Annotated in this window: 26 protein-coding genes; 17 read left to right on the forward strand and 9 right to left on the reverse strand. The window is 61.5% G+C overall.

All coding sequences use genetic code 11. The features are described from left to right. Nucleotides 1–112: 112 nt before the first annotated feature. The gene (locus tag BMH52_RS16620) at nucleotides 113–463 is read left to right on the forward strand and encodes a toxin (RefSeq protein WP_072433924.1); all 351 of its coding nucleotides are present in this window, start codon (nucleotides 113–115) and stop codon (nucleotides 461–463) included. After that, nucleotides 453–767, forward strand: a complete 315-nt coding sequence (locus BMH52_RS16625; RefSeq protein WP_014718915.1) for a DNA-binding transcriptional regulator — start codon at nucleotides 453–455, stop codon at nucleotides 765–767. Before BMH52_RS16620 ends, BMH52_RS16625 begins: the two co-directional genes overlap by 11 nt. Nucleotides 768–825: 58 nt before the next feature. On the opposite strand, the gene BMH52_RS16630 is transcribed toward BMH52_RS16625, so the two are convergent. Continuing rightward, complete coding sequence (locus tag BMH52_RS16630; RefSeq protein WP_038450526.1) at nucleotides 826–1578, reverse strand: outer membrane beta-barrel protein; 753 nt, start codon at nucleotides 1576–1578, stop codon at nucleotides 826–828. A 125-nt stretch (nucleotides 1579–1703) separates the two neighbouring features. After that, on the reverse strand, nucleotides 1704–2537 hold the full coding sequence (locus tag BMH52_RS16635; protein ID WP_072433921.1) for an arylamine N-acetyltransferase: 834 nt from the start codon (nucleotides 2535–2537) through the stop codon (nucleotides 1704–1706). A 120-nt stretch (nucleotides 2538–2657) separates the two neighbouring features. On the opposite strand from BMH52_RS16635, the gene BMH52_RS16640 reads away from it, so the two are divergent. Then, on the forward strand, nucleotides 2658–2894 hold the full coding sequence (locus tag BMH52_RS16640) for a DUF6555 family protein (RefSeq protein ID WP_014718918.1): 237 nt from the start codon (nucleotides 2658–2660) through the stop codon (nucleotides 2892–2894). Nucleotides 2895–2924: 30 nt separating this feature from the next. Here the strand turns inward: BMH52_RS16640 and BMH52_RS16645 are convergent, their stop codons facing one another. After that, nucleotides 2925–3119, reverse strand: coding sequence for a DUF6021 family protein (locus BMH52_RS16645; protein WP_005789138.1), 195 nt, complete (start codon nucleotides 3117–3119; stop codon nucleotides 2925–2927). A 12-nt stretch (nucleotides 3120–3131) separates the two neighbouring features. Next, nucleotides 3132–3311, reverse strand: coding sequence for a hypothetical protein (locus tag BMH52_RS16650; protein WP_014718919.1), 180 nt, complete (start codon nucleotides 3309–3311; stop codon nucleotides 3132–3134). Between the two features lie 114 nt (nucleotides 3312–3425). Here BMH52_RS16650 and BMH52_RS16655 point away from each other — a divergent pair, with 114 nt between their 5' ends. Further along, the gene (locus BMH52_RS16655; protein ID WP_014718920.1) at nucleotides 3426–3947 is read left to right on the forward strand and encodes a DUF3087 family protein; all 522 of its coding nucleotides are present in this window, start codon (nucleotides 3426–3428) and stop codon (nucleotides 3945–3947) included. A 30-nt stretch (nucleotides 3948–3977) separates the two neighbouring features. Here the strand turns inward: BMH52_RS16655 and BMH52_RS16660 are convergent, their stop codons facing one another. Next, complete coding sequence (locus tag BMH52_RS16660; RefSeq protein ID WP_020302316.1) at nucleotides 3978–4838, reverse strand: Dyp-type peroxidase; 861 nt, start codon at nucleotides 4836–4838, stop codon at nucleotides 3978–3980. Nucleotides 4839–4976: 138 nt separating this feature from the next. On the opposite strand from BMH52_RS16660, the gene BMH52_RS16665 reads away from it, so the two are divergent. Together BMH52_RS16665 and BMH52_RS16670 are read left to right on the forward strand one after the other, a co-directional pair. Then, on the forward strand, nucleotides 4977–6593 hold the full coding sequence (locus BMH52_RS16665) for an NADP-dependent glyceraldehyde-3-phosphate dehydrogenase (protein ID WP_020302317.1): 1617 nt from the start codon (nucleotides 4977–4979) through the stop codon (nucleotides 6591–6593). A 163-nt stretch (nucleotides 6594–6756) separates the two neighbouring features. Beyond that, nucleotides 6757–7818, forward strand: coding sequence for an FUSC family protein (locus BMH52_RS16670; protein ID WP_073844368.1), 1062 nt, complete (start codon nucleotides 6757–6759; stop codon nucleotides 7816–7818). Between the two features lie 105 nt (nucleotides 7819–7923). Here BMH52_RS16670 and BMH52_RS29195 read toward each other — a convergent pair whose 3' ends face one another. Next, complete coding sequence (locus BMH52_RS29195) at nucleotides 7924–8091, reverse strand: hypothetical protein (protein WP_158068758.1); 168 nt, start codon at nucleotides 8089–8091, stop codon at nucleotides 7924–7926. Nucleotides 8092–8122: 31 nt separating this feature from the next. Next, entirely contained in the window at nucleotides 8123–8854 is a 732-nt protein-coding gene (locus BMH52_RS16675) for a TetR/AcrR family transcriptional regulator (protein WP_014718925.1), read from the reverse strand. 355 nt (nucleotides 8855–9209) lie between these two features. Between BMH52_RS16675 and BMH52_RS16680 the strand changes: the two genes are divergently transcribed. The 4 genes from BMH52_RS16680 to BMH52_RS16695 are packed head-to-tail and all read left to right on the forward strand — an operon-like array spanning nucleotide 9210 to nucleotide 13827. Further along, the gene (locus tag BMH52_RS16680) at nucleotides 9210–9917 is read left to right on the forward strand and encodes an ABC transporter ATP-binding protein (protein WP_020302320.1); all 708 of its coding nucleotides are present in this window, start codon (nucleotides 9210–9212) and stop codon (nucleotides 9915–9917) included. Beyond that, nucleotides 9914–11113 (forward strand): ABC transporter permease, encoded by a 1200-nt coding sequence (locus BMH52_RS16685; RefSeq protein ID WP_073844373.1) that lies wholly within the window; start codon nucleotides 9914–9916, stop codon nucleotides 11111–11113. Before BMH52_RS16680 ends, BMH52_RS16685 begins: the two co-directional genes overlap by 4 nt. Next, complete coding sequence (locus BMH52_RS16690) at nucleotides 11106–12584, forward strand: TolC family protein (protein ID WP_073844375.1); 1479 nt, start codon at nucleotides 11106–11108, stop codon at nucleotides 12582–12584. The genes BMH52_RS16685 and BMH52_RS16690 overlap by 8 nt, the downstream gene beginning before the upstream one ends. Beyond that, nucleotides 12574–13827 (forward strand): efflux RND transporter periplasmic adaptor subunit, encoded by a 1254-nt coding sequence (locus tag BMH52_RS16695; RefSeq protein WP_073844377.1) that lies wholly within the window; start codon nucleotides 12574–12576, stop codon nucleotides 13825–13827. Before BMH52_RS16690 ends, BMH52_RS16695 begins: the two co-directional genes overlap by 11 nt. Before the next feature lie 103 nt (nucleotides 13828–13930). On the opposite strand, the gene BMH52_RS16700 is transcribed toward BMH52_RS16695, so the two are convergent. Together BMH52_RS16700 and BMH52_RS16705 are read right to left on the reverse strand one after the other, a co-directional pair. Further along, on the reverse strand, nucleotides 13931–15325 hold the full coding sequence (locus BMH52_RS16700; protein ID WP_073844380.1) for an FAD/NAD(P)-binding protein: 1395 nt from the start codon (nucleotides 15323–15325) through the stop codon (nucleotides 13931–13933). A 22-nt stretch (nucleotides 15326–15347) separates the two neighbouring features. Beyond that, nucleotides 15348–15911, reverse strand: coding sequence for a helix-turn-helix domain-containing protein (locus BMH52_RS16705; RefSeq protein WP_034127901.1), 564 nt, complete (start codon nucleotides 15909–15911; stop codon nucleotides 15348–15350). 92 nt (nucleotides 15912–16003) lie between these two features. Between BMH52_RS16705 and BMH52_RS16710 the strand changes: the two genes are divergently transcribed. The 7 genes from BMH52_RS16710 to BMH52_RS16740 all read left to right on the forward strand — a co-directional run bounded on the left by BMH52_RS16710 (nucleotide 16004) and on the right by BMH52_RS16740 (nucleotide 23320). Continuing rightward, nucleotides 16004–16933 (forward strand): DMT family transporter, encoded by a 930-nt coding sequence (locus BMH52_RS16710; protein ID WP_019819413.1) that lies wholly within the window; start codon nucleotides 16004–16006, stop codon nucleotides 16931–16933. Nucleotides 16934–17280: 347 nt separating this feature from the next. After that, nucleotides 17281–20202, forward strand: a complete 2922-nt coding sequence (locus BMH52_RS16715; RefSeq protein WP_072433911.1) for a monovalent cation/H+ antiporter subunit A — start codon at nucleotides 17281–17283, stop codon at nucleotides 20200–20202. Further along, the gene (locus BMH52_RS16720; RefSeq protein WP_073844383.1) at nucleotides 20202–20546 is read left to right on the forward strand and encodes a Na+/H+ antiporter subunit C; all 345 of its coding nucleotides are present in this window, start codon (nucleotides 20202–20204) and stop codon (nucleotides 20544–20546) included. The genes BMH52_RS16715 and BMH52_RS16720 overlap by 1 nt, the downstream gene beginning before the upstream one ends. After that, nucleotides 20543–22225: a monovalent cation/H+ antiporter subunit D gene (locus BMH52_RS16725; protein ID WP_072433909.1), complete on the forward strand. Its 1683-nt coding sequence runs from the start codon at nucleotides 20543–20545 to the stop codon at nucleotides 22223–22225. The genes BMH52_RS16720 and BMH52_RS16725 overlap by 4 nt, the downstream gene beginning before the upstream one ends. Then, complete coding sequence (locus tag BMH52_RS16730) at nucleotides 22222–22710, forward strand: Na+/H+ antiporter subunit E (RefSeq protein WP_014718934.1); 489 nt, start codon at nucleotides 22222–22224, stop codon at nucleotides 22708–22710. Before BMH52_RS16725 ends, BMH52_RS16730 begins: the two co-directional genes overlap by 4 nt. After that, entirely contained in the window at nucleotides 22707–22985 is a 279-nt protein-coding gene (locus tag BMH52_RS16735) for a K+/H+ antiporter subunit F (protein ID WP_003192168.1), read from the forward strand. The genes BMH52_RS16730 and BMH52_RS16735 overlap by 4 nt, the downstream gene beginning before the upstream one ends. Then, complete coding sequence (locus BMH52_RS16740) at nucleotides 22982–23320, forward strand: Na+/H+ antiporter subunit G (RefSeq protein WP_014718935.1); 339 nt, start codon at nucleotides 22982–22984, stop codon at nucleotides 23318–23320. Before BMH52_RS16735 ends, BMH52_RS16740 begins: the two co-directional genes overlap by 4 nt. The last annotated feature ends 185 nt before the right edge of the window (nucleotides 23321–23505 follow it).

Consider the following 23505-nt stretch of genomic DNA (forward strand, 5'->3'; position numbering starts at 1 on the left):
TACCCGCTGAAGCCGGCCGTATGGTGTCTGCGTTTTAAGAAAGTTCCCACAGCAAGGTCACTTGACCCAACGCGGGTGGGCCACCAAACTCTACGCAGGCAACGTACAGAACATGGATGCTCTATTTATCGAACTGCCGGCATTCGAGCGGTATCGCAAAGACTATCTGAGTGACGAGCTTTTCCAGGGTTTTCAACAGGAGTTAATGAAAAACCCCGAAGCAGGAGACGTGATCGAAGGGACGGGCGGGTTGAGGAAGGTTCGCTTCATCGATGAACGACGAAACAAAGGCAAGCGCGGTGGCCTGCGGGTCATTTATTACTGGTGGTCAGGCGGTACGCAATTCTGGTTATTCACCTTGTACGGCAAACACGAACAAAACGACCTGGCACCGCAACACAAGAAAGCCCTTAAACACATGCTGGACAGGGAAATCAAAGCGAGAATGCACGATGAAACGTGACATCTTTTCCGAACTGGTCGAAGGCTTCGACGCCTTGGCCGATGAACGCCAGGGTAAAATCACCCTGCGCAACCACAAAGTGCACCTCAACAAGCTGGCGCCGCTTACCGCAGACGAGGTGATCGCTGTGCGCCAGCAACTCAACCTCTCCCGGTCGGTATTCGCCATGTATCTGCGTACCAACACCCGCACCCTGGAGAACTGGGAACAAGGCCGGGCCAAACCCAACGCCCAGGCCGTCACCCTGATCCGCCTGGTGGCGCGCTTTCCGGAAACCGTGGCGCAACTGGCCGCACTGGGCTGACCTGCAAGCCGAAAAAAAACGCCCCGGCAGTTCGGGGCGTTTTTTCAGTGCAACAGCGTCAGAACGCGATACCCACCTTGAAACCATACTCATCACGCTTGAGCTTGGTGTTATCGGCCACATAGGAGTCGTCGTCGAGCTTGTACTCGGTACGCGTGTAGTACAAGCCCGCCATCACTGGCAGGTCGCCCTTCTGGTTCATCAGCAGGCTGACTTCGGCATAAGGGTTGGTGCGGTCCTTGAGGTCCACGCTGTCGCTGCCAACGCCGTCCACCTTGAGCTTGGCGCGGCCGTCGATGGTGTGACGGGCGCCGGCTTCAACGCGCAGGGTCATGTCATCGAACTGGTGGTTGTAGCCCAGAGCGGCCTTGGCAAACGGCGACTTGTTGGTGAGCTTCATGTCGTAGCCATTGGTGTCCGGCTCGTAGCGGGTCCAGGTGTAACCACCACCCACGATCACGTCGACGAAGTTGCGCGCATCCAGCGCGGCACGCCAGCCGAGGTCGAGGTCAGCCTGGCCTTCCTTGAGCTTGTTATCGCTCTTCTCGCCGTACTTGGCTTCGATACCGGCCTGGTAGATAAAGCCCGACTCGGCGGTGAGCTTGTTGCCGAAGTTGTAGAACAGGCCGGCTTCGGGCATGTGCTCCTTGTCGCTTTCGCTACCGCCTTCAAGTTTGAAGTCGTTGTAGCTGCCCATGATTCCGAACGTGGAAATCGGGTCGGTGGAGGGTGCAGCAAACACCACGCCTGGCGCAGCTACCAGGGCCAGCAGCGAGGTGCTCTTGATGAATTTTCCGAATAGTTTGGACATCGTTTTACATCTCCATTTTAAGGTGGGCAAAGTATTCAGGAATCGGTTCGAACCCTCGCGTTTGCGAAAAGTTCGAACTGATTTGCACCAAAATGGAGAAAAAACGGTTCAGCGAAGGCTCTATCTCAATATTCTTCAGGATTCATGCGAATAAGGCGTTCGACGGCTTCGCGCAGTTGAGGCTGATCCGGCAGCCGAATGCCGAAGGTGTCGCGCAAGAGCCCCAGCAGTTCATCGGCACTCTCAAGCGTGCGCTTTTCACTGGGTCGATCCAGGTAATGAAGCGCATAGCGGGCGTTGGCCAAAGTATGACGTTGGCCGGGAGCCAGTAGCGCCGCTTTCAACTGCCCCACGAACGGTGACCCCGGGTGCGTTGAGACATACCAGTTGCCGATTTCATAGTCGATATCGGCCTGCACTTGCAGGTCGAACACATACAAGCCGCGCCACTCCTCACCGACCTGGGCCCACAACGTGTAGCTGCCCTGATGGTGTGTCAGGCGAAAAGGCTCATGGGCCGTGGCCTGGGGCGCTTCGTTGTCCAGTTGCAACGGGCTGCTGGGGACCATGCCACCGAAGCCCACATCGGTGATATAGCGCACGCCATCAACGGTCACCAGGCTCAGACGGTGAGTACGCCCGGTGTGGGCGTCCGGTGGCCCGCCAATCACCACACGACCGGTGATGCCACGGGCGTCAAAACCGAGCGCCTGCAACAGCGCCAGGAACAGCTGGTTCAACTCATAGCAATAGCCGCCGCGTCCCTGGTGCAACACCTTCTGCGCGACGCTTGGCAGGTCAATCGGCACCGGCACCTGCATCAGGGTCGACAGGCTTTCAAAGGCGAAGGTGCACACATGGCGCAGTTGCAAGTCCCGCAGGGTCTGCAAGGTCGGCGCCGGTGGCGAGGCATAGCCCAGGCGTTGCAGGTACAGGCGGCTATCCGTGGGTGTGAGCATGGCGCGATCCTCGGGCGCAGGGCAAGAGCGTCACTATGCCGCGCCTCTGCGTACGTTGTCATTTTGAATGAACCTTTTAGAACGACGGCCTATCCATCTATAACAAGACAGGGAGGCAACATGAGTACCGCAAAAATCTACACCATCCACTATCAGCTACACGGTAAACCCAAGTCTTTCGTGGTGCGCGCCGAGGTGATGAACAACGCTGAAGCTTGGCACTGGGCGGCCGTTGATGCCGACATTGCGCATGTCAGCCGCATCGGTCGCGTTGGTCACGAGCAAGTGAAAAAAACTACCCGGCCCTGGGCGGAAAAATACGGTATCAGCGACGTCAGCTGGAACCCGCCCAAATAAACAAAGCCCCGCACAACGGCGGGGCTCGGTTCACTTCTTCAAGTCGCCCAACGGATCGTAGGGCGGCTTTTTCTCAGATGACTTTTTCTCATCCAGCGGTGCAATAGCCGGGCCTACCGGATCAACCTGCGGGTCGGCCACATCGGGCGAGTCCGGGTCAAAACCCAGCTCATCCTTACCACTGGCGTGCTCGTTGGAGTGGGGACCATCGGTACGTTTGTTCATCACATGCTCCTGCTAAAGCGGGCGCGCTTTGTCGTGGAGGTTTTCCAGGTCTTCTTCGACGCGCTCCACATCGTTGTCGGGGCCACGCTCTTTGGGATCGTTGGGACGCAGTGCATCGTTGTCGCGCTCCTCTTCACCCGGCGTGCGGTTAGGATCCGGTGTACCCGGCGGTGGCTGCTTGTGTTCAGACATGACGGCATACCTCATGGGGGCTTCACAGGTTTAGAGAAACCGTGCGCAGCCATCGTTCAACTTCATTGTTGCAAGCATGAGAAGATAAGCGCCCTTTCTGGAGACCTGAACCGGATGTTCGAGCTCAAACCCTGCGACCCCGTCACCTACCGTCAACAAACCCGCCGCAGCACGCTGATCGTGGCCGTGCTATTCCTGGCCCTGGCCATGCTGCTGTCGAGCCTGGCGGTGATGCTGTTCGGCGAACCTGGCGGTGACAACTTTCGCTTCAATGTCGGCGGTGTATTTGCCGCTGTGTTGATCGTCTTGGCGCTGGTGCGTGGTCCGTTCTGGAGCCAGGCCTGGTTGGCGCCAGCGGTGTATGGCTGGCAGCTCAAGCGCAGCCTGATGAGCGTGACCAACGTGATGCACAAGGTCACCGAGCGGGTACAAGCTAACGACCCCACCGCCATCAAGCTGTTGCGTTTCTATCACTTGGGGCTGACGCAGATGCATGAGCTGGACGCCAACTCCAGCGCCCAGGCGCAACTGGTCGGCGAGATTGACGCACACAAGGCGAAGATGCACGCGATGGGGATCGATACCGAACAAACCCGGCTCGATCCCGCGTGGCTGGAAACGCTCAAAAGCGCTTGAGGCGTACCTCAGGACGCAGGCAAAAAGCAGTTAAAAAACCAGACTCAGGTCCAGGCGCCCTTCCCTCACCGGCGGGCACCAGTAATAGCCACCGGTCAGCGGTTTGCTGATGCGATACAGGCCATCGACGATCCCGTCCTCCAACCCGCTCATACGCCGAAGCTGGGCCTCAAACGCATCGAAGGAATGCCCGAAGGCGAGAAACATCAACCCCGCTTGGCCATTCTCGGCCCAGGGCATCGAACGACGTACCACGAAGGCTTCCGGGGTAAAGCTCTCCTGGGCCGTGCGTTTGGTATGGGCCGATTCCGGGGCGTCGTCGAGTTCTTCGTTGTCGCCATGGCGACGGCCGATAATGTGATCCCGCTCCTGGGCAGGCAATGCGGCGAAACCGTCGAGATCGTGCTGCCATTGCTGGATCGCGGCAAAGCTGGCGCCGCTGTCGGTCAACGCCGCTTCCACGGCGGCATCGTCGTGAGGGTTCTCTGTGCCGTCTTCGTAGTCGGTCAGGTCAAAACCGGTCTTGTAGCGGAAGCCTTCAATCGATTGCACCAGGGCAAACGCCGGGGCCAGGGCTTTTTCGACGGCCCGGCTGCGCAGCAGCAACTCACCGCGATCCACCCCATGCAGCCATACCCACAACGCCTGCTGGGTGGACGGGTTGTGCGCGCCAGGGGCGCTTACTGAGGGAAATGCGCGCAGCCCTTCAATCTCGGCGCCCAGTGCCTTTACCAGCGGCTCACCGAAACCGACCACCGCCTGCGCATCCGTCAGTTGCACCAGCGCGTCCAATGCTGCGGGCACGGCTTGCAGGGAATCGAGGGCGAAAAACAGATGGCGGGCCTGCAAAGGCACCGGTGCGGCAAGAATGCCCGGCTGGTACTGACTCATGTGAACTCCTTCTGAAAAGCCGCGCAGTTTACCCGGCGAGCACCGCGCTGCGAACAACAATGCGCGTAAGCCTTGCCTTAGAGCCGTCAGTTGGGTGACTCTCTAGTCATGTTTTGCAACTATTCCAGGGGTAGCGACATGACCACCAGCAACCTGCTCGCCCAGCTGTTTCCCACTTCCGTCTCCCAGATTCCCGAGCAATTTCGCCTGGCGGCGCCCATTGAACAGCGCGACTACCTGGTCGATGGCCAGCTGCGGGTGTGGAACGGCCCGCTTGCGCGCGTGCAAAGCCCGGTGCAGTTGGGCGATGAACGCGTGCATATCGGCAGCACGCCGCTGCTGGACGCGGAGACCGCCCTAACCGCGCTGGATGCGGCGGTGCGTGCTTATGACCGTGGCCAGGGTGAGTGGCCGACGATGCGCGTTGTTGAGCGCATCCAGCACGTCGAGGCGTTTTTGCGGCGTATGCGCGAACAGCGCGACGCGGTGGTGAAACTGCTCATGTGGGAAATCGGCAAGAACCTCAAGGACTCGCAGAAAGAATTCGACCGCACCTGCGACTACATCACCGACACCATCAATGCCCTCAAGGAGCTTGACCGCCGCAGTAGCCGCTTCGAACTGGAGCAGGACACCCTCGGACAAATCCGCCGCGTGCCCCTGGGCGTGGCGCTGTGCATGGGGCCTTACAACTACCCCTTGAACGAGACCTTCACCACGCTGATCCCGGCCTTGATCATGGGCAATACCGTGGTGTTCAAGCCGGCCAAGCTCGGTGTGCTGTTGATCCGCCCGTTACTGGAGGCGTTCCGCGACAGCTTCCCGGCCGGGGTGATCAACGTGATCTACGGCAGCGGCCGCGAGACCGTGAGCGCGCTGATGGCCAGCGGCAAGATCGATATCTTTGCATTTATCGGCACCAACAAGGCCGCCAGTGATTTGAAAAAACTGCACCCCAAGCCACACCGTTTGCGTGCTGCGCTGGGCCTGGATGCCAAAAACCCGGGGATCGTGCTGCCCGAAGTGGACCTGGACAATGCGGTGAACGAAGCGGTCACCGGCTCGCTGTCGTTCAACGGCCAGCGTTGCACCGCGCTGAAAATCCTGTTCGTGCATGAAGACGTGGTCGAGCGCTTTATCGAGAAATTCAACGCCAAGCTGGCGACGCTCAAGCCCGGCATGCCGTGGGAGGATGGCGTGGCGCTGACGCCACTGCCGGAAGTGGGCAAGGTCGACTATCTCAGCGAACTGGTGGCCGATGCGGCGCGCCATGGCGCCAAGGTCATGAACCCCGAGGGCGGCAGCAGCCGTGGTTCGTTCTTCTACCCGGCGGTGCTGTACCCGGTAAACCCGCAGATGCGCGTCTACCACGAAGAGCAATTTGGCCCGGTGGTGCCGATCGTGCCCTATCGTGACCTGGAGACCGTGATCGACTACGTGCTGGACTCGGATTTCGGCCAGCAGTTGAGCCTCTTCGGCACCGACCCCGTGGCAGTCGGACGCCTGGTGGACACCTTCGCCAACCAGGTGGGCCGTATCAATATCAATGCCCAATGCCAGCGCGGGCCGGACACCTTCCCCTTCAACGGGCGCAAGAACTCGGCCGAGGGCACGTTGTCGGTGCATGATGCCTTGCGAGTGTTCTCGATCCGCACCTTGGTGGCAACCAAGTTTCAGGAAAGTAACAAGGCGTTGGTCAGCGATATTTTGCGCAACCGCGATTCGAGTTTCCTGACTACCGATTACATCTTCTAAAATCAACCCCGTTCCAATGTGCAGACAGGTCAGTGTGGGAGCTGGCTTGCCTGCGATGCCGGCACCTCGGTCTTTCAGTCAGGTCGCGGTGATGCTATCGCAGGCAAGCCAGCTCCCACATTTGATCGCGCGCACTCAGATAATCGAGGCCACTTTACTGCTGATGAACCTGCCCTTCTTTGCCCGGCGCCTGCTGCGCCCCTTGCTCGACCCCTACCGCCGCTTTCGCCATGCCAAGCTGATCCACGCCGCGCGCGTGTCGGTGGGGTTGCTGGCAACCATCCTGCTGACCACCGGCCTCAACCTGCCCCACGGTGAATGGGCGTCGGTGACCATGCTGATCGTGATCGGCGGGTTGCAGCACCACGGCAATATCGGCAAGAAAGCCGTCGAGCGCGCCTACGGCACCTTGATCGGCGCCAGCGTCGGCTTGCTGCTGGTGGTGCAGCAGGCTTACTTCGGCCTGCCGTTGCTCACCTACCTGTTGATGTCGGTGGTGTGCGGGTTCTTTTCCTATCACGCCATCGGCAAAGGCGGCTATATCGCACTGCTGTCGGCGATCACGGTGTTTATCGTCGCCGGCCACGGCGATAACCCTATCTCCGATGGATTGTGGCGCACCGTCGATATCCTGATCGGCATTGTGCTGGCCCTGGCGTTTTCCTTTGCCTTGCCGTTGTACGCCGTGTATTCGTGGCGCTACAACCTGGCCAGCGCCCTGCGTGACTGCGCGCAGATTTATAGCCGGATCATCAATGGCCAATCGGTAACTGACGATGAACACCTCAAGCTGCTCAACCGCTTGAACGGGGCGATGGTGCAACTGCGCTCGTTGATGCCGTCGGTGTCCAAGGAAGTGCGGATTTCCATGACTGAACTGGATGCGATCCAGCGGCACCTGCGCCTGTGCATCAGCACCCTGGAGATTCTGGGCAATACCCGGCCGGCCCCGCGTGATGAGCAGTCCACGGCGCGGATGCAAGTCATGTTGAAAGCCGAGCATCGGCAGATTCGGGTGCAGTTGGTGGGGATGGCGCGGGCATTGAAGTCGGGGGTGACGGAGCGGTTGGAGCGTACCGGTCACGCCCATGCCAGTGAGCCTGCGCTTGATGCACCGGTGTACAGCGCGCTGGATGGGTATCGCCTGTTGACCCTGCAACTGGCGGCGAACGTGGACCAGATGCGTCAACGGCTTGGCAAAAGTGCCGCACGCTGGAAGATTTAGCGACAGCTGGAGAGCAGCTTTACGCACATCGACACATTCACACTTTCTCTTACATATTTTTCACGTTTTATTCACAAGCCGAGACGTAGTGTGAAGCCTCATCCGTTACAAACGTTGCATATCAAGCCCGCCGCCCCAGCGGGCTTTTTTTTGCCTGCCTTTTGGTGCTGGAAAACGCCCCGCTTTTGTAGGAGCGAGCTTGCTCGCGAAGAACGTAATGACGGCGCGGTTAACCAGAATGCCCGCGTTATCGTTGACGTTCTTCGCGAGCAAGCTCGTTCCTACAGGGGTTTGGGGATTGGCTTCAGCGTGTGGCTTGTTCGCGAATGGCGCGCTGGGTATCCAGCACCTTCGCCAACGCCGTTTCAGCCTCTGCACTCTGCTGCGGCACTCGGATCGCTGCCGACACCAAGGTAATCAGCTTGGCCATCACCTCGGCATCCGTGGCCGGGCGGCCCAGGCTCATGGAGTTCATCAGCAAGCGCAGTTCGGTGCCGGCCATGACCCCGGAGATGGCCTTGAGTGCAAATTGCAGGCGCACCCCCAGTTCATTACGTGGCAAATCCGGCAAGGCCAGGGCGAAGGCTTCGAAGAACCGCTGGAACACCGGCTGGTAATGGACCTTGAGGTATTCCTGAATGAACGGCGACGTGTCGCTGTAGACCCGCCCCAGGAAGCGGATGAACGAGCGCCCTTCCCCGCTGGCCGGGTCGCTGCGCTCCAGGCCCATGGCCGGAGCAAACAGCACGCCCAGTAGAGTGTCGCAGTCCAGTGGGCCATCGGATTCGGCTTCACAGCGCGCGAGCAACTCCAGGCGCTGCTCGTTGAGCGGCTCCAGGCGCTGCATCAGCAGGGTTTTCATCAGGGAGTCCTTGTCCCCGAAGTGGTAGTTCACCGCCGCCAGGTTGACCTGGGCGCGTTCGGTTATCTGCCGTAGCAACACGGCGTCATAGCCGTACTTGATAAAAAGAGCCTCTGTCGCATCCAGCAGTCGAGTCTTGGTAACGTTTGGAGCGCTGAGTTTCTTCGCGACCATATGGATTCCACGGCGGAAATATTGTTTTAAAAAATAATTTGATTTTTTATACCGGGGCGGCCCGTCGAAAGCAAGTAGTGACACTCCGCCATATCTTGCAAAGCCTGTATAACCGGGCTTTTGAGACCAGGCATGGGATTTTTGTGAGCCGCACACAGGTGACGGCGAAATCGCTTCGAGAGGTAAAACCGCTCTACCTCCGTGGCTGGCGAAGCGTCAGGAAGGCAGTTACTATTCAAACAATATTTTAAAAACAAGAAATAAAACCAGTCCGTGACGCGTACAGGCAGCTTCCGAACTTGTTACAAGGGTTTTCGGGGAGCAAGTCGGCACCGTCGAGACTGCAGGCGTAGTCATGATGACACAGACCCCCGCGCAACCCGGCTTGATTTCCCTGCAAGGCATCGGCAAGCGCTATCAGCTCGCCGGGCAAGAGTTGAACATTCTCAATGACGTGTGCCTGTCCATCGCCAGCGGTGACAGCTGCGGTATCCTCGGTGCCTCCGGCTCCGGCAAAAGCACCCTGCTCAACATCCTCGGCCTGCTGGACCTGCCCAACTGCGGCCAATACCACTTTGCCGGCCACGATATTTTCAACGCCACCCCCGATGAGCTGGCGGCGATCCGCAACCAGCAGATCGGCTTCGTGTTCCAGAGCTTCAACCTGCTGCCCCGCCTCAGTGCCCTGGACAATGTCGCACTGCCCTTGAGTTATCGCGGCGTGTCGCGGCATGAATCGGTGGAACACGCCCAGCGCATGCTCGCACAAGTCGGCCTCGCCGAACGCGCCCACCACCGCCCCGCCGACCTCTCCGGCGGCCAGCGCCAGCGCGTGGCCATTGCTCGCGCCCTGGTAGGCAACCCCTCGGTGATTTTGGCCGACGAACCCACCGGCAACCTCGACAGCACCACCGCCCAAGAGATCATGGACCTGCTGTTGAACCTCAATCGTGACCAACAGGTGACGCTGATCATCGTCACCCACGACCCCCACATTGCCGACCGCCTGGAGCGCAAGATCCTGGTGCGCAATGGCGTGGTGCGTGAGGCCGGGCGCCCATGAGCCTGCGGGTCGAGCAGAGCCTCAGCCAACTGCTGCATGAAGCGTTTATCAGCCTGCGTACCTTGGGCAAGCGCTCGATCCTGGCGCTCCTGGGGATCGTCATCGGCAGTTCCTCGGTGGTGGCGCTGATCAATATCGGCCACAACGCGGCGGTGGATGCGGCGATGATTTTCAAGGACATGGGTACCGACACCCTCATCGCCCAGTTCCCACCCAAGGGCAGCAGCAACGTGCCGATGCGCACCCAGCTCGACCTCGACGCGGTGCGCCAGGCAGTGCCAGGCATTGCCCATATCGGCGCGCTCAGCCTGTTCAGCGGGCCCATTGTGTTTCATGGGCGGACCGCCAATGCCAACTTTGTCGGCAGTACTGCGGGCATCCAGGACGCCATGCGCCTGGCGCTGCGTGAGGGGCGCTTCCTGTCACCCTTCGATGCCAACGAAACCTACGGAGTGATCGGTGACCAACTCGCCCAGGCCCTTGGCGCGCCAGGTGACCCGCTGCAACTGGGCGACCGTGTGCGTATCAATGATTACCTGTTTGTGGTGGTGGGCATCCTGCGCAACCAGCCCAGGGCCATGCTGATGCCGGTGCAGGCCAACGAATCGTTGTTTATTCCCGCCGAGGGCATGCGCCGCATCTACGCCAACCCGCAGATCAACAACCTGATCATTCGCGCAGCGCCGGGACAGGACATGGAACGTATCGCCAAGGATGCCGCCGCCGCGCTGCAACCCCAACTCACCGACCATAGCGTCGACATCACAGTGCCCCAGCAAATGATCGATGGCATGACCCGCCAAAGCCGCACCTTCGCCTACCTGCTGCTGGCCCTCGGCGCGATCTCCCTGGTAGGCGGCGGTGTCGGAGTGATGAACGTGATGCTGATGAACGTCTCGGAACGCCGCCGTGAGATCGGCATCCGCATGGCCTTGGGCGCACGCCAGCGGGACATCCGTAATCTGTTTTTGCTCGAAGCGGTCACCCTCACCGCCGTGGGGGCCCTGTGCGGCGCAGTCCTGGGCATGACTGCCGCCTGGGTGTATGCGTGGCTGTCGGGCTGGGCGTTTTCCCTGGCCGTGGCCGCGCTGCCCCTGGGCGTGGGCAGCACGTTGCTGGTGGGGTTGTTCTTTGGCATTTATCCGGCGGTGTCGGCCTCACGCTTGCAGCCGGTTGAGGCCCTGCGCGATGAATAAGTACCTGGCACTGCTCATGCTGATCAGCCTGCCGGGCATGGCCGCCGATGTGGTGATCACCCCTCAGGCCCCCAGCACTACCCGCAGCGGCTACGAGCGTAGCGTCTCGCTGAATGCCCAGGCCACCACCATGACCCTGGGGGACGCGGTGTACCTGGGCCTGCGTAATAACCCGGCGATCCGCAGCGCCTACTTGCAACGGGTGGCGCAGAAGTTCGACCTGCGAGTGGCCGAAGACGTGTTCAACCCCAAACTCACCCTCAACAGCTATTACCGCAGCACCCGCGGCTCCCAAGACAATGCGCGCAACGCCAACGTCGCGCCCACCAGCAGCCTGCTCGGCGAATACGGCACGCGCTTGAGCATGGCCTGGACCCAGCAGTTGAACAATGCCAACCGCGCCGGCCGCTACCGCAGCGACGGCCTGGACCTGGCGATCATCCAACCGCTGATGCGCGGGGCCGGTTGGGATGCCACAACCGCACCGCTGCGCCTGTCGCGCCTGGCCGAGCAGGCCAACCGCCTGAACCTCAAAGCCACCGTGGCGCAGACCATCAGCCAGATCATCGCCACCTACCGCGAATTGTTGCGCGCCCAGGAACAGTTGGTGATCGTCCAGGAAGCGCTCAAACGCTCCACTACTTTACTGGAGGTGAACAAAGCGCTGATCAGCGCCGGGCGCATGGCCGAGTTCGAGATCGTCCAGACCGAAGCCGATATCGCCACCCAGCAATTAGGCGTGGAAGAAGCGCGCAACCAACTCGACACCAGCCGCCTGGCGTTGCTGCGCCTGCTGGCCCTGGACCTGTCGACACCGGTGCGTGCCACCGAGGCCCTGGAAGCCAGCCCCCTGGAGATCGACAAACGCCAGGCCTTCAACCTCGCGCAAAACCAGCAACCGGAATACCTCGCCGCCCTGCTCGGCAGCCAACAGGCCGACCTCAACCTGGTGATCGCCAAGGACTCCGGGCGCTGGCAAGTGGACCTGGTCGCCGGCGCCAACCAGGTGCGCGCCGCCACCGACAACGACAACAGCCATGACAATAACCGTACCTGGGACAGCTACGCCGGGGTGCAGGTGCAGATCCCCATTGGCGACATCAGCACGCGCCAGGCCGAGGTACGTGCGCGAGTGAATGTGGAGGATCAGGAAATCCGCATTACCGACGCTCGTCAGGAACTGGAGCGCAACGTCAACAATGTGGTGCGTGACCTCGGCACCCGCTGGCGCCAATATGAAATCTCCAAGCGCGCCGTGGAGTTGTCCAGACGCAAGATCGAGATCGAGCGGGAAAAGCTCAGCGCCGGGCGCTCCACCAACTTTCAGGTGCTGAGCTTCGAGACCGACCTGCGCAACGCCGAAAATGCCCAGCTCAATGCGCTGATCGCTTATTTGAACGCCCAGACCCAGCTCGATCTGACCCTGGGCATGACGCTGGAAAGTTGGGAAATTGCCCTCAATGACTACTAATAGAAAATCCCTGCTGGCCGTTGCCTTGATCCTGCTGTTGGCCGGCGCGGCCGCCGGCCTGCTCAGTCAACGCAACGGGGCTGAGCAAGCGGCTACAGGCGAACAGTGGCTGGCCGTAAAGCCCGACCCATTGGTGCACCAGATCGGCCTGGTGGGCAAGATCGAGCCTGACACCACCGTCGTCCTGACAGCACCGTTCGACGGCAATGTGCTGGCCAACCTGGTCGAACAAGGCCAGCGCGTCGAGGCCGGCCAGGTCCTGTTGCGCATGGACCCGGCGACGCTTGAAATACAGCTGCGCGACGCCCTCTCCGCGCAACTCAAGGCCCGGCGTACCGTGCAGGAAATGCAGGACTGGGGCAGCAGCCCCACCGTCAGCCGCGCCCGTCGCAGTTTACGCACCGCTGAAATGACCGCAGGCAACACCCAACGCAAACTCACCGAGAGCGAAAACCTGTTCAAGCGCGGCATCATCCCGCGCAACGAACTGGATGACCTCAAACAGCAAACCCAGCAACAGCAATTGGACTTGGTGGCGGCGCGCAGTGAGCTGCAACAAGCCCTGGACCAAGGCCAGGGCGAATACCGGCAGATCGCCGAGATGGAGCTGACCAATGCCACGGTGAAATACGAAGCTTTGCAAACACTGCTCGAAGGCAAGGAGGTCAAGGCGCCCTTCTCGGGCATCGTAGTACCGGCGCCCGGCAACACCAATACCGCTCAAGTTGGCGGCAATAACAACGCGCCGGTGCAGGCCGGCAGCAAGGTCAGCCAGGGCCAGGTGCTGTTCGGCCTGGCCAATATCGAACGCTTGAAAATCGTCGCCAAAGTCTCAGAGCTGGATATCAACCAGTTGCGTCAGGGTCAGGCCGTTGAAGTCATGGGCGATGGCTTTGATGGCGAGCGGCTGTCGGGTTCAGTCAGTGTGGTCAGCGGCCTGGCCATCGCCAGCGACAGCCAGGGCAGCGCGCAGTTTCCGGTGACCTTGTCGATCCCCACCCTGACGCCCCAGCAGTTGCAGCGGGTGCGTCTGGGCATGAGTGCGCGGTTGACGATTGTCACTTATAACAATGACCAGGCGATCGTGATTCCCAGCCAGGCGATCCAGGCGGACATGACGGTGGAGTATCGGGCGGCGATGGATAAACCGGTGCAGCGGGTGAAAGTGACCCCTGGGCAATCGACGCCGCAGGGGGTTGAGGTGTTTGGGCTGACATCCGGGTTTGTGAAAGTTTCAAGATAAAAGGAGAACACAATGTGGGAGCGGGCTTGCCCGCGAAAGCGGTGTGTCAGTCACTGCATCTGTTACTGCACTAGCGCTTTCGCAGGCAAGCCAGCTCCCACAGTCAAACCTGTAACAGCCTGGCGGCCAGCGCCTTGGCCTGCAGGGCCACATCGGTCACCGCCGTGCTCTCCCACCACATGCCCCGCAACGGCGGCCCCATGGCGAACAGTCGCTGGCTGACCTGGCCGCGAGCATCCAGCACCGCCCCCGTTGCATCCGCCGCAATCCCCAGCGCCAGCGGCCCAGGCTGGACCAACCCACGCTTGAGCAGTTGCTGCGGTAAAGGCCGGGCCACTCGGCGCCAGTCGTATTCGATGCCGCTGGAATTGATCAGCGCAGCGCCCAACACCTGGGTGATCACATCCTCGCCACGGTAGCGCACCGCAATGGCAACTCCCTCTTGCGACGGCACCAAGCCCTTGAACGACGCCGCCTGAATCCGCAATCGCCCTTGCTCCTGCAACCGCGCCACCAACTGCGCGCTCAAGGGCGGCGAACGGTGGTGATGGCTTTCCCACCAAGGCCGTACATGCCGCACGAACTGGCGCTTGTGAGCCTCACTGGCCTGGCTCCACAGGCGTGCTATGTGCACGCGCACCGTGTCCAGCGGTGCCTGCCAGTCAATACCTTGCCTCAGCGCGAGCTGGCATTGGCGTCGCACCTCACGCAGCAATTGTCGGGGGCTGCTCAGGCTGTGGTCGGCGGCGAGGAAGTCGTCCCAGCTCGGCGGTTGCCGGCGTACATGGGGCAACAAGCCGTGCCGCGAAAAAACCTCGATAGGCCCGCGATGCCCGGCCTGTTCCAGGGAGACTACGGCATCGACCATGGTCAGGCCGGAGCCGATGATCAGTACGGTCGATTGTGGATCGAGACGAGTCATCGCGGGGACATCCCAAGGGTCCAACGCGGCGGCATTCAATCCTGTGGACTCGGTCTGCGGAGTGCGCGCCGCCGCAAACATGCCGGTGGCCACTACCGCACAGGCGCCGCGCAGTTGCTCGCCAGTATCGAGGGTCAACAACGCCGAGGTGGGGTCGACTTGCAGGTCTACCCCTTCGGCGCGGATGTGCTCGACGATCGAGGTGGACACTGCCTTGGCTTGCGCCAGACGCTGCTGGGCGTACAGGCCGAAAAGCCCCCGCGGCGGGAACAGTTCGCTGATGGGCACATGCTGTTGGTACGACTCGGGCCATCCGCCGGCGCTGATGTAGTCGGTGAGCCATTGGGTCAGGTCGTCGGCGTTGTCCGGGTCAACGCTCATGCGCGCCGCATTGCCGTTTAGCGTATGGCCCAATTCGACCGCGCTGTAGGCTTCGCCGCGCCCCAGTTCCGCACGGGGTTCGACTATCAGGATGCGCCGCGTGCCCGGCAGGCGCAGCAGTTGCACGGCCAGCATCGTGCCGCTCAGGCCACCACCGATGATCAGTACATCTGCAACGCGGGTGGATTCACTCATGCCAGTTCGCCCTTATTGTTGCTCAAATCACCACATTTCGAACAAACCGTACCGCCGCATTTCCATCATTGCGATAAGCATGGGGCTGGTGGCTGGCGAACATAAAGAACTCTCCAGCCTCGATGACAGTTTCCTGATCACCTATCACCAGCGTCAGGCTGCCCTCGAACACAAACAGTTGCTCGCTCCACCCTTCCAAATCAGGGTCCGGGCAATAACGATCACCAGGCTCAAGCCGCCACTCCCACAATTCGACTTCACGCCGTGCCGTGGCCTTGGCCAGCAACACTGCCTTACTGCCGACAATCTCGCCCGCCCAGGCCAGCTCGTTGATACGGCTGTGGTCCCGCACATCCGGCGCCTGGATCAGGTCACTGAACGCCACGTCCAACGCTTCGGCGACACGGTCCAGGGTCGACAGGCTGACGTTCTTCTCCCCCGCCTCAATCGCCACCAGCATACGCCGGCTGACTCCGGACTTTTCCGAGAGCGCGGTCTGGCTCAAGTCGGCGGCATGGCGCAGGCGACGAACGTTCTGGCTGACGTGCTGCAGGACCGAAGCCCGTTGCGGATTTTCTTTGTGCACTATATTGCTCAATAGGTGGGTGTGCGCAGTATACTGCCCAGCGTGCGGCGCATTGTGCGGTCCGTGCTTTCCCCTTGCAAGACCGAGCCGCCATGACCGCCCCGAACTCCCCTTCGCGTTTCAACCGTTTCAGTAAAGCCGAATGCATCCTGGTGGTGATCACCATGATCTGGGGCGGCACCTTTTTACTGGTGCAGCACGCCATGACCGTCAGCGGGCCGATGTTCTTTGTCGGCCTGCGCTTCGCAGCCGCGACGATTGTGGTGGGGTTCTTTTCCTTGCGCACCCTGCGCGACCTGACCCTGTTCGAATTGAAGGCCGGAGTGTTTATCGGGGTGGCGATCATGTTCGGCTACGGTTTGCAGACCATCGGCCTGCAGACGATCCTGAGCAGCCAGTCGGCGTTCATTACCGCGCTCTATGTACCGTTCGTGCCGCTGTTGCAGTGGCTGGTCCTGGGCCGTCGCCCCGGGTTGATGCCCAGCATCGGCATCATGCTGGCATTTGCCGGCTTGATGCTGTTGACCGGCCCGGCAGGGGCCTCGCTGAACTTCAGTGCGGGTGAAATCGCCACTTTGATCGGTGCAGTGGCAATAGCGGCCGAGATCATCTTGATCAGCGCATTTGCCGGCCAGGTGGATATTCGCCGGGTGACCGTGGTGCAACTGGCCACCGCTTCGGTGCTGTCGTTCATGATGGTGGTGCCCATGGGCGAGGCGTTACCGGGCTTTTCGTGGTTGCTGCTGTTCAGCGCCGTAGGCCTGGGCTTGACCAGTGCGGTGATCCAGGTGGCAATGAACTGGGCCCAGCAAAGTGTTTCGCCAACGCGGGCGACGTTGATTTATGCCGGTGAGCCGGTGTGGGCAGGCGTTGTGGGGCGGATCGCCGGGGAACGGTTCCCGCCAATCGCGATGCTGGGTGCGGTGTTGATTGTGCTGGCGGTGATTGTGAGTGAGTTGAAGACCAAAGGGCAAAAGGCCGTTGAGCTGGCAGATGCCTTGGAACAGGAGCGTCAGGGCTAACCTGGGAACGCTGGGGTGCCAGGTCTATCGTCATCGCGGGCAAGCCCGAATACCAGCCAGTTAAGGCTTTTTGTAGGAGCGAGCTTGCTCGCGAAAAACTTACAGGCGCCGCGTTCACTCAGCAAACCCACGTTATCGTTGACGTTTTTCGCGAGCAAGCTCGCTCCTACAGTAGGCGAGGGCAAGCCCGGCTCCCAGAGGGTCGGCATTTCAGTTCAGAGGGAGGTTGAAACAGTGCCAAATGGGAGGTTTCAGCCTACCTTGTAGGATCCTGCCACATCTTGGCGTTTGGTGATCATGAAAGCGGCACGTATGATGCATCCCAAACTCCCGCAGATTAGAAGCCTATGTCCCTGATAGTTCTACTGCTTCTGCCTTTTATCGGCAGCTGTCTGGCGGCCTTGCTGCCGCATAACGCACGTAACACCGAATCCCTGTTGGCCGGCCTTGTGGCGCTGGTCGGTACTATTCAAGTCGCCCTGCTCTACCCCCAGATCGCCCACGGTGGCGTGATCCGCGAAGAATTCATGTGGTTGCCCAGCCTGGGGCTGAACTTCGTGTTGCGCATGGATGGGTTTGCCTGGCTGTTCTCGATGCTGGTACTGGGCATCGGCACGCTGGTGTCGCTGTATGCGCGCTACTACATGTCGCCGGACGACCCGGTGCCGCGCTTCTTTGCGTTTTTCCTGGCGTTCATGGGCGCCATGCTGGGTTTGGTGATCTCCGGCAACCTGATCCAGATCGTATTCTTCTGGGAACTGACCAGCCTGTTCTCGTTCCTGCTGATCGGCTATTGGCACCACCGTGCCGATGCGCGACGCGGAGCGTATATGGCGCTGATGGTCACCGGCGCCGGCGGGCTGTGCCTGTTGGCGGGGGTGATGCTGCTGGGGCATATCGTCGGCAGCTATGACCTGGACCAGGTGCTGGCGGCGGGCGATCAGATTCGCGCGCATTCGCTGTACCCGGTCATGCTCGCCCTGGTGCTGATCGGCGCCTTGAGCAAAAGCGCGCAGTTCCCCTTCCATTTCTGGCTGCCCCACGCCATGGCGGCGCCGACGCCGGTTTCGGCCTACCTGCACTCGGCGACGATGGTGAAGGCCGGCGTGTTCCTACTGGCCCGCCTGTGGCCATCGCTGTCCGGCAGCGAAGAATGGTTCTGGATCGTCGGCGGTGCCGGCGCCCTCACGCTCCTCCTCGGCGCTTACTGCGCCATGTTTCAAAACGATCTCAAGGGCCTGCTGGCCTATTCCACCATCAGCCATCTCGGGCTGATCACCCTGCTGCTGGGCCTTAACAGCCCGCTGGCCGCTGTTGCCGCGGTATTCCATATTCTCAACCACGCCACCTTCAAGGCTTCGCTGTTCATGGCCGCGGGCATCATCGACCACGAAAGCGGCACGCGGGATATCCGCAAGCTCAGCGGGCTGGTGCGCCTGATCCCGTTTACCGCGACCCTGGCGATGGTCGCCAGTGCGTCCATGGCCGGGGTGCCGTTGCTCAATGGCTTCCTGTCCAAAGAGATGTTCTTTGCCGAAACCGTGTTTATCTCGTCGACCCAATGGGTGGAAATCGCCCTGCCGCTGATCGCGACCATTGCCGGTACATTCAGCGTGGCCTATGCCCTGCGTTTTACCGTGGATGTGTTCTTCGGCCCGCCCGCCACCGACTTGCCACACACGCCCCACGAGCCGCCGCGCTGGATGCGTGCACCGGTCGAGCTGTTGGTGTTCACCTGCCTGCTGGTGGGGATTTTCCCGGCCCAGATGGTCGGCTCGATCCTCGCCGCTGCCGCCCTGCCGGTGGTGGGCGGTACGTTGCCGGAATATAGCCTGGCGATCTGGCACGGCTGGAACGCGCCGATGATCATGAGCCTGGTGGCGATGACCGGCGGCGTGGTGCTGTACCTGATGCTGCGCAAACAACTCAAGCGTGGCCGCTTCGAATACCCGCCGCTGATCGGCTACTTCAACGGCAAGCGCGGTTTCGAGCGCTGCCTGGTGGTGATGATGCGCGGTGTGCGCCGGATCGAGAAACGCATCAGCACCAAGCGCCTGCAAACCCAGTTGTTCCTGTTGGTGCTACTGGCAGTGATCGGCGCGATGATCCCGATGCTCAACAGTGGCCTCAGCTGGGGCGACCGCCCGAAAATCCCGGGGTCCATCGTCTTCGTCACCCTGTGGTTGCTGGCGATTGCCTGCGCCCTCGGCGCCGCCTGGCAAGCCAAGTACCACCGGCTGGCGGCCCTGACCATGGTCAGCGTGTGCGGCCTGATGACCTGCGTCACCTTCGTGTGGTTCTCGGCGCCGGACCTGGCCCTCACCCAATTGGTGGTGGAAGTGGTCACTACCGTGTTGATCCTGCTTGGCCTGCGCTGGCTGCCACGGCGGATCGAAGAGGTCTCACCCCTGCCCAGCTCGCTGCGCAAGGCGCGTATCCGCCGCCTGCGTGACTTGCTGCTGTCCACCGTAGTCGGCGGCGGCATGGCGCTGTTGTCCTACGCGATGCTGACCCGCCAGACGCCCAACGATATTTCCTCGTTCTACTTAAGCCGTGCCCTGCCCGAAGGCGGCGGCAGCAATGTGGTGAACGTGATGCTGGTGGACTTCCGTGGCTTCGACACCCTGGGCGAAATCACCGTATTGGGCGCCGTGGCCTTGACCGTGTACGCCTTGCTGCGCCGCTTCCGCCCATCCAAGGAAAGCATGGAGTTGCCGCCCCAACAGCGCCAACTGGCGCCGGACGTGGCGACCGACCTGGTCAACCCGCGCCAGGCCAGCGACACCGCCCTGGGCTTTATGATGGTGCCGGCGGTACTGGTGCGCCTGCTGCTGCCGATTGCGCTGGTGGTGTCGTTCTACCTGTTCATGCGTGGCCACAACCAACCGGGTGGTGGTTTCGTCGCCGGGCTGGTGATGTCGGTGGCGTTTATCCTGCAATACATGGTTGCCGGCACCCAGTGGGTCGAGGCGCAGATGAGCCTGCGGCCCATGCGCTGGATGGGCTTCGGCCTGCTGTCGGCCACCTTGACCGGGCTGGGTGCGCTGTTCGCCGGGTACCCGTTCCTCACTACGCATACCTGGCATTTCAGCCTGCCGTTACTGGGCGATATTCATATCGCCAGTGCGCTGTTCTTTGACGTCGGCGTGTACGCCATGGTCGTGGGCTCGACCCTGTTGATGCTCACCGCCCTCGGCCACCAGTCGGTGCGCGCGCATAAACCGAGCAACCAGCCCAAAGTGGTTGCTGCAACCGAAGGAGCCGCCTGATGGAAGAAGTCATCGCAATAGCCATTGGGGTCCTGTCGGCCTCCGGCGTCTGGTTGATCCTGCGGCCACGGACGTTCCAGGTGGTCATGGGTTTGTGCCTGCTGTCCTACGGCGTCAACCTGTTCATCTTCAGCATGGGCAGCCTGTTTATCGGCAAGGAGCCGATCATCAAGGACGGCGTGCCCCAAGACCTGCTCAACTACACCGACCCACTGCCCCAGGCCCTGGTGCTCACGGCCATTGTGATCAGCTTCGCCATGACCGCGTTGTTCCTGGTGGTGCTGCTGGCCTCCCGGGGCCTCACCGGCACTGACCATGTAGACGGCCGGGAGCCCAAGGAATGACGTGGATGAATCAACTGATCGTCGCGCCGATCCTGCTGCCGCTGCTCACCGCCGGGCTGATGCTGATGCTGGGCGAGAAACGCCGCCCGCTCAAAGCCCAGATCAATCTGTGCTCCAGCATCGTCGGCCTGGGCGTGGCCGTCCTGCTCTTGTACTGGACGCAACAAGGCGGCCCCGGCTCCATTGGCGTGTACCTGCCGGGCAACTGGCAGGTGCCGTTCGGCATCGTGTTGGTGGTGGACCAACTCTCGGCGATGATGCTGGTGCTGACCGGAGTTATCGGCGTCAGCGCGCTGCTGTTCGCCATGGCCCGCTGGGACCGTGCGGGCACTAGCTTCCATGCCCTGTTCCAGATCCAACTGATGGGGCTGTATGGCGCCTTCCTCACCGCCGACCTGTTCAACCTGTTCGTGTTCTTCGAAGTGCTGCTGGCCGCCTCCTACGGCCTGATGCTGCACGGTTCCGGCCGCGCGCGGGTATCGTCGGGGCTGCATTACATTGCGATCAACCTGCTGGCGTCGTCGCTGTTCCTGATTGGCGCGGCGATGATCTACGGCGTCACCGGCACGCTGAACTTTGCCGACCTGGCGTTGAAGATCCCGCTGGTGCCGGAGGCGGATCGCGGCCTGTTGCATGCCGGTGCGGCGATCCTGGCTACGGCGTTCCTGGCCAAGGCCGGCATGTGGCCGCTGAACTTCTGGCTGGCGCCCGCCTATTCCTCGGCCAGCGCGCCGGTGGCGGCAATGTTCGCGATCATGACCAAGGTCGGCGTGTACACCGTGCTGCGCCTGTGGACCCTGCTGTTCTCCGGCCAGGCCGGCGCCTCGGCGCTGTTTGGCGGGGATTGGCTGGTGTATGGCGGCATGGCGACCATCATTTGCGCGGCACTGGCGATGGTGGCGGCGCAGCGCCTGGAGCGCATGGCCAGCCTGAGTATCCTGGTGTCGGCCGGGATCCTGCTGTCAGCGGTAGGGTTTGCCCAGCCGAGCCTGACCGCGGGGGCGCTGTTCTATCTGGTCAGCTCAACCCTGGCACTGAGTGCATTGTTTTTGCTGGCGGAGTTGATCGAGCGTTCGCGTTCGGCCAACGACCTGCCGCTGGATGAGGAGATTGATGCGCTGCCCAAAGCCATGGAATCGCTGCATCCGCGCCCGGGTGTGAACCTGGACGATGAGCAAAAAGCGGTGATCGGCCAGGTCATCCCTTGGACCATGGCCTTCCTGGGCCTGAGCTTTATCGCCTGCGCGCTGTTGATTATCGGCATGCCGCCGCTGTCCGGGTTTATCGGCAAGCTCAGCCTGTTGAGTGCGCTGATCAATCCACTGGGCCTGGGCAACGCCGTGGACGAGTCCATCCGCCCGGCGGCCTGGGGCCTGGTCGCGCTGCTGATTCTCTCTGGCCTGGCCTCGCTCATCGCTTTCGCCCGCCTCGGCATCCAGCGCTTCTGGACCCCGGAAGAACGCCCATCACCGCTGCTGCGCCGCTACGAGTGTGTGCCGATCTTCCTGCTGCTGGGGTTGAGCATCGCGCTGACCTTCAAGGCCGAGGCGCTGATGCGCTACACCCAGGCCACCGCCCAAAGCCTGAACAACCCGGAACACTACGTGATGGCAGTGCTCGCGACCCGCCCAGTGCCCAGCCCTGAAGCCAAGGCCGCCGCCCTGGAGGTGCAGCCATGAAACGTCTGTTCCCGGCTCCCTGGCTGTCGTTGGCGTTGTGGGTATTGTGGCTGGTGCTGAACTTGTCGATCAGCCCCGGCAACCTGCTGCTGGGCGCACTGTTGGGCTTTCTTGCGCCGCTGATGATGGCGCCGCTGCGCCCGCTGCCGATCCGCATCCGTCGCCCTGGGGTGATCATCCGCCTGTTTTTCCGGGTCGGCCTTGACGTAATCATCTCCAACCTGCACGTCGCCTGGGGCGTACTCACTTGCGGCTCACGCCCACCGCGCTCGCGCTTTATCAAGATCCCCCTGGACCTGCGCGACGCCAACGGCCTGGCGGTGCTGGCGATGATCACCAGCGTGACCCCCGGCACCGTCTGGTCGGAACTGGCCCTGGACCGTAGCATCCTGCTGCTGCACGTTTTCGACCTGGATGACGAAGCCTCGTTTATCCAGCAATTCAAGCACGCCTACGAACGGCCCCTGATGGAGATCTTCGAATGAGCGCCCTGCTCGCCAATGCGATCCTGTTCAGCCTGTTCCTGTTCTCCCTGGCCATGGTGCTGACCCTGGTGCGCCTGTTCAAAGGCCCCTCGGCCCAGGACCGGGTACTGGCGCTGGACTACCTGTACATCCTGGCGATGCTGATGATGCTGACCCTGGGTATTCGCTATGCCAGCGACACTTACTTTGAAGCAGCGCTATTGATCGCGCTGTTCGGCTTCGTCGGCTCGTTCGCCCTGGCCAAATTCCTGCTGCGTGGGGAGGTGATTGAATGATGCCGTTATGGGTTGAAATTATCGTGGCGGCGTTGCTGTTGCTCAGCAGCCTGTTTGCCTTGATTGGCGCGATTGGCTTGCTGCGGATGAAAGAATTTTTCCAACGCATGCACCCGCCGGCACTGGCCTCGACGCTGGGGGCGTGGAGCGTGGCGTTGGCGTCGATCATTTATTTTTCAACGCTCAAATCCGGGCCGGTGTTGCACGGCTGGTTGATTCCGATTTTGCTCGCGATCACCGTGCCGGTCACCACACTGCTGCTGGCGCGAACGGCGCTGTTCCGCAAACGCATGGCCGGTGATGACGTCCCCGCCGAAGTCAGCAGCCGCCGCTGATGTTTTTGTAGGAGCGCAGATCGTTCCCACGCTCTGCGTGGTAACGCCGCCCAGGACGCTCCGCGTCCGCCCCACTCGGGCGAGCGGGCGACGCGGAGCGTCTCGGTATGCATTCCCACGCAGAGCGTGGGAACGAGAGTGCAAAAAAACGCCCCGAACCAGTCGGGGCGTTTTTTATTCAGCGT

Source organism: Pseudomonas sp. BTN1, from assembly GCF_001907715.1.
GTDB lineage: Bacteria > Pseudomonadota > Gammaproteobacteria > Pseudomonadales > Pseudomonadaceae > Aquipseudomonas > Aquipseudomonas paracarnis.